Origin of the sequence: Streptomyces sp. PsTaAH-137 (genome assembly GCF_003259365.1) — a bacterium.
Classification (GTDB): Bacteria; Actinomycetota; Actinomycetes; order Streptomycetales; family Streptomycetaceae; genus Streptomyces.
This window is the reverse complement of record NZ_QLLY01000051.1, coordinates 1-5267: the sequence shown is the minus strand read 5'-3', so window position 1 is coordinate 5267 and position 5267 is coordinate 1. Positions and strand designations below refer to the sequence as shown.

The following is a 5267-nucleotide window of genomic DNA, read 5'->3' as shown; positions in this document are numbered from 1 at the left end:
GGCAGCTCGTCATCACGCTGGCAGTGCGCCAAAAACGCCACCGAGCTGCTCAACTTCCGCCTGCTGCCGAGGCTGAAGAACATCGGCAGCAGGCGCCTGCACCGCCCGGACGACTCCCTGACCGACTGGCGGGCGCTCGGCAGTTCGCTGACGACCCGGGATCCGATCGCTCAGCGGTACGACCAGATAGTCAAGTACGCGACATGGGCAGGCGGCCTTCCCCACCCCCGTGCGCCGGTGGATTTCGCTGACGGCGCTCGCTCGGGTGGCACGGCGTGAGCATGTGTGTTCTCCTCGGGCACTGTTGAATGCGCGGGCTCACCGGTATCAATACCCGAATAGGGGCGGGGCTGCTCCCGGCCCCGGGACGGCACGGTGCGGGCAGGGCCGGTCACCTGCTGTCGTTGGCCAGCGTGTGTGCGACCAGTGCGTTGGCGTGGCCATGGCCTAGTCCATGCTCGGACTTGAGCCATGCGACGAGTTCCATGTGCTTGGTCAGCGGTGAGGTGCGGATGAGCCCCTGCCACTCCTCGATCGGACGGCCGTACTTCTTTTCGATCGCGGGGAAATAGCTGGCAGGGCCCTTGGCCGATGCGGTCATGGAAGTCCTTCTGTCGGGCGGGGATAGTCCAGTTCGGATTCCGTGGGCGCCTGAGCAGGCCGCTACGGACGCGTGGTCGAGGTCAGGCGGGCGGTGACGGCGCTGAGTGCCAGCAAGCCGAGTCCTGCCCCGGCGGTGAAGGCCACAACAGAGGTGGCGGAGGCGGCGAAGCCGGCCAGGACCCCGACCGGTACCAGACGGCAGGCAAGCGCCCAGCCGCGCTGCCCGCCGGTGGTGAAGTGCCGTGCGAGCACGAGGAACGCAGCACAGAGCGCGAGGTAGCCGACCGCCCCGGCCAGCATGTGGATGGTGCCGTGTGCACTTAGCGAGGTGAGTCGGTCCTCGGGCGCGCCAGCGGGAAACCCGGCTCCCGGGTCGGCGCGGAAGACACCGGCGATCAGGAACGAGGCCCCGAACGCGCCGAGGAGCCGAGGCGCCCAGGTTCCGCCCGGAGCATTGCGCAGCGTCTGGCGTATCGCGATTGAGCCGCCGATGACCAGCAGGCCGGTGAGCAGGAAAGCGGTGACCTGGATCCAGCCGAGGCTGCCGAGGCTGAGCTGGCTGAGGGCGTTGCGGGTGAAGTCGAAGCCGTCTCGGGTCAGGCCCTGGGCCATGCCCGCTGCGATGAAGAGCGGGCCTGCCGTGATGCCTGCAGCCGGCAGGAGTCGCGGCACCGTGCGGGCTGGGGCCGCGGCGACAGCGGCCGAAGGCTCAAGGGTGTGGGACATGTGGTGGACCTTCCGGGAGCGCCCGCGACCTCTCCGCAGGCGGACGAGAAGCAAGCTTGTCTTTTGCAAGCGAACTTTGTCAATGGAATTCTGAGGTAGGATTTGCATCATGGCGACTCGCGAGTACGGACAGTTCTGCGGCCTGGCCCGGGCTATGGAGATGGTCGGGGAGCGCTGGTCGATGCTGATCGTGCGCGACCTGCTCAACGGGCCCCGCCGCTACACAGACCTGCGCAGAGGGCTACCCGCCATCCCCACCAACATCCTGTCGAATCGCCTCAAGCAACTCGAAGAGGCAGGTCTGGCTACCCGCCGTGCACTGCCGCACCCCGAACGCGCGGTGGTCTATGAGCTCACCGACTACGGGCGCGACCTCGAACCGGCTCTCATCGCTCTGGGCCGCTGGGGAGCCCGGACGCTCACCGAGCCGCGCCCCGGCGAAGCCATCACGGCCGAATCTGTGGCCATGTCCTTCCGCACCTCCTACCGGCCGGAAGCCGCCTATGGCACCACCGCCATTTTCGAAGTCCGCATGGGCGATTTCACCATCAACCTGCAGGTCACTGGCGGTGCACTAGCCGTCGCCATCGGCCCACACCCTGCCCCGGACCTCGTCATCGAGCGCCTGCACGGTCACCCGGTCCGCGAGCTGATGAGCGGCAGCAAAACGCCCGCCGACGTACTCGCCGAAGGCAGCGTGCACATCAAGGGCGATCCAGCCCTTCTCGACCGGTTCGTCCGCCTGTTCCACTTCTGATCGACACCACCGCCGGCGCTGGAAGAAAGGGCTTGTGTGACCCAGCACGAACGCATCGTGGAGCGTGACGGTGTCCGCCTGTCGTGCCACGACTGGGGTGGGTCGGGGCCGCCCGTCGTCCTCCTGCACGGATTGGCCGGCCACGCGGGCGAGTGGGACGCCCTGGCCCGGGCGTTGAGCCCTCGTTACCGGGTTGTCGCCGTCGACCAGCGCGGCCACGGCGCCAGCGAGCGCCGCCCGCGCGAGGTGAGCCGAGACGCCTACGTCGCCGACGTCGTTGCCGTCCTCGAACAGCTCGACCTGCACCGCCCTGTCCTGGTGGGGCAGTCACTGGGCGGCCACACAGCCATGCTCACGGCCGCCGGAAACCCACACCTTGTGCGCGCGCTCGCCTTGGTCGAGGCCGGCCCCGGTGGACCGAACGTGAATGTGCAGGCCGAGATCGGCGGATGGCTCGACTCGTGGCCAACACCATTCCTGTCACGGGAGGAGGCCGTCGCCTTCCTCGGAGGCGGTGCAGTCGGCGAGGGCTGGGCCGCCGGACTGGAGGAGCGCGGCAGCGGCTGGTGGCCCCGCTTCGACCCGAAAGTCATGGTCGACTCGCTGGCCGAGAACGCCCAGCACTCCTTCTGGAACGAGTGGGCGAGCGTCACATGTCCAGCCCTGGTCGTCCTGGGCCAGTACGGCATCATTCCTCCACAAGAGTCCCAGAGCATGCTCCAACAACACCCGCGGGCAACAGCTGTGAGCGTCCCCGGCGCAGGCCACGATGTACACCTGGAGCGCCCCGATGTCCTGCGGAGTCTGCTCCTGGACTTTCTCGACGAGGTCACCGTGCATCCCGCCCGCGGGCGGGCCTGACGTCGAACACAGTGGCTCGCCGAACCCTCACGCACCTGCTGTGGCGGCTGACGTGCCCCGAGTGTGGACACATGACCTACGCGGCCGGATCCCGCCGCCGGGACGCCCGTTAGTGTTCAGCCCGCTGCCGAGACCGCGCCTACCGGCGCCGCCACCGCCAATACGGTGACGTGAAGGCGTCGGAAACCCGACGCGTACCGACGCGTACAACGCACTGACGTCACGAAACACCAATCTGTGCGCGAAGCCCTACCAGGTCAGCGCGAGCGCTGAAACTACTGGCGGATTACCTGGGGTTACCTGCTCCCTGGTGGCCGGGCCAGGCCCCCGGGGGCCTGCTCCTGTGCGCAGCCACCGCGCCTGTGTGCGATCGGGCGAGCGCTGAACACCCTTTACTGGGACGCATCCCGCGCCCTCGACCAAGCACACGGCAACCGACCCACGGCAGAGCGAGCCGAACTCACCCTGTGGACGCGGCAGTCCGCCGCGACAACGAGCCCCGTCAGCCGAGAGGGAGGTTCTCTGCGCCCCCAGGGCCAAGCCGGACGCAGAGAGGCTGCATCCAGAGCAAGGCGGGGTAGTCGGCTGTGCAGGACCGTCGCACCGTGACCCCGTGCGCGGCTCCTCTCGTGGCAATGGGTGGGCCGTGAGGGCGACCAGAGCGTGTCGTCGAGCGCACTTCGCCGGCAGCGGGCGTAGAGATGTGACCAGCGCGAGGTGCTGTAGTCGGCCTCCGCGTCATTGCCTCGTGGGCGCGGTCGACGCTCCGCTCGTGATGCCACTGGGGCCCGGCGCCGTAATTGTCGCCCGGCCCACTCCTTTTTGTGCGTCAACACGCAGTCGGGCGGAACGTGTCGCTCCCCTCGACTGGTCGTTGCAGTGGTCAGGAACGGCGGGGTGCACTGCCGAACCGGCCGGTCCCAGTCCTCGAACCCTGGGGCCGGCCGATCACACAGGACGGGGCGCTCGCCTCTCGTTGCAGCAGCAGACTCACCGCGAGGAGGTAGCCGCACTCCGAAAGCTGGAAGTCGCGCAGGGCGAGAATCTGGATCTGCGTAGACGCTTGGCCCGGTATGAGGCCGACTGAGGCCATGGGAAAGGACGTGCCCCTCAGACCAGCCCTCCCATACGCTCACGGCGTGAGCGACCGGATACAGAAGATCGTGATGCGACTGCCCGACCTGAAGAGCGTGACCGAGGTGTGGGACACGGCCGAGCGTAGGCTCGACCAGGGCGATGTCGCCTTCGTGGCAGATCTAGGCATCGCCCTGGCCAGCCGATACGGTTCGTCCGCCGCTCAGGTCTGGCAGTACCGAAGTGTTTTCGATCGCCTCCTTCGCCTGCTGACCACGGCCTCGGGCCAGGAGCATGTCGAGCAGGCGCTGCGGCTCGTGTCGGCCGCCTCACCCGGCAATAGGAAGCTGCTCCGCTACGCGGCTTCCCTTCTGGCCGATGGCCAGACCCCGAAGGACTTGGCCATCACCTTCACTGGCGGCAGCTCGCACGCGGCAGCCTCGGATGAGCTTCGTGCCTGCCTCGTCCACGAGTTGGTGCTCAGGGACGTCACGATTGCGGAGTTGCCAGCGATCGAGGCGTGGGCGACTTCACCGCACTGGCAGCATCATCCGCTCGCGTGGCTGCCGCTGGAGCTGTCGGTGATCGAGGATGCGCCGCCTCTCCCGAGCTACTCAGTGGGTGGGGCCAGTTATGCGATGCCATACGGGCCACAGGACGGACCCGATGTCGCGCTGGGCAGCGTTACGCCCCTGCCGAAAGTGACCGAGGCAACGACGGAGAAGTTCCGCGAGGCTGCTACCGCAGCGTTGGTCAACTGGGCAGAGGAGTCCAACGGCCGCAACGAGGCCGGAACGTACCAGCTGGCGGAGCCAGTTGGGGCGGCGAGTCTTCCCGGCCTGTTGGCGGCACTGAGGCTTGAGTGCCTGAGCGGCGTCGGTCCGCGTAGGCGCCTGGCTCTCTCCGCCTGCCGACCGGAACACGCCTGGCGCATACTGTTCGCGGCCGCATCAACCGGTGGCGCGTACAACAACGGCGTCTACGGAGCCTATGGGCGACTGGCCGCCTGGCGTTCTCTCGCTGCCCTGTCCGGGGCATTTTTGACAGCTCCGGTTGGTGAAGTGGAACGAAACATCCAGGAATGCGACTGGTACAACTTCGAGGCCGCTACGAAGTGGTTCGAGGGCGTGGCGTGGGACATAGGGCTGGTCTCCGTCGCCGCGGGGGCTCGGCGCATTGCTGTGCTGGCAGCCACCGACACGGACTGATGTCGCTGACGGGGCTGGGGGCATCCGCCGCCCTTCGG

The 5267-nt window shown here is 67.9% G+C and carries 6 protein-coding genes; 4 read left to right on the top strand and 2 right to left on the bottom strand.

Annotated elements, in window-relative coordinates; translation table 11 throughout:
• Window positions 1–279: transposase (locus K377_RS40545; RefSeq protein ID WP_237551454.1), on the top strand; the 279-nt coding region annotated here is incomplete at its 5' end.
• A gap of 112 nt (window positions 280–391) precedes the next feature.
• Here the strand turns inward: K377_RS40545 and K377_RS40540 are convergent.
• The gene (locus K377_RS40540) at window positions 392–601 is read right to left on the bottom strand and encodes a DUF4287 domain-containing protein (RefSeq protein WP_111668650.1); all 210 of its coding nucleotides are present in this window, start codon (window positions 599–601) and stop codon (window positions 392–394) included.
• A gap of 62 nt (window positions 602–663) precedes the next feature.
• Window positions 664–1329: a DUF998 domain-containing protein gene (locus K377_RS40535; protein ID WP_111668649.1), complete on the bottom strand. Its 666-nt coding sequence runs from the start codon at window positions 1327–1329 to the stop codon at window positions 664–666.
• 109 nt (window positions 1330–1438) lie between these two features.
• On the opposite strand from K377_RS40535, the gene K377_RS40530 reads away from it, so the two are divergent.
• The 3 genes from K377_RS40530 (at window position 1439) to K377_RS40520 (ending at window position 5229) form a co-directional block, all read left to right on the top strand.
• Window positions 1439–2086 (top strand): helix-turn-helix domain-containing protein, encoded by a 648-nt coding sequence (locus K377_RS40530; protein WP_111668648.1) that lies wholly within the window; start codon window positions 1439–1441, stop codon window positions 2084–2086.
• 36 nt (window positions 2087–2122) lie between these two features.
• Entirely contained in the window at window positions 2123–2947 is an 825-nt protein-coding gene (locus K377_RS40525; RefSeq protein WP_111668647.1) for an alpha/beta fold hydrolase, read from the top strand.
• 1139 nt (window positions 2948–4086) lie between these two features.
• Window positions 4087–5229 carry a DUF6183 family protein gene (locus tag K377_RS40520; RefSeq protein ID WP_111668651.1) on the top strand — a complete coding sequence of 381 codons (1143 nt, stop codon included), beginning with the start codon at window positions 4087–4089 and terminating at the stop codon, window positions 5227–5229.
• The last annotated feature ends 38 nt before the right edge of the window (window positions 5230–5267 follow it).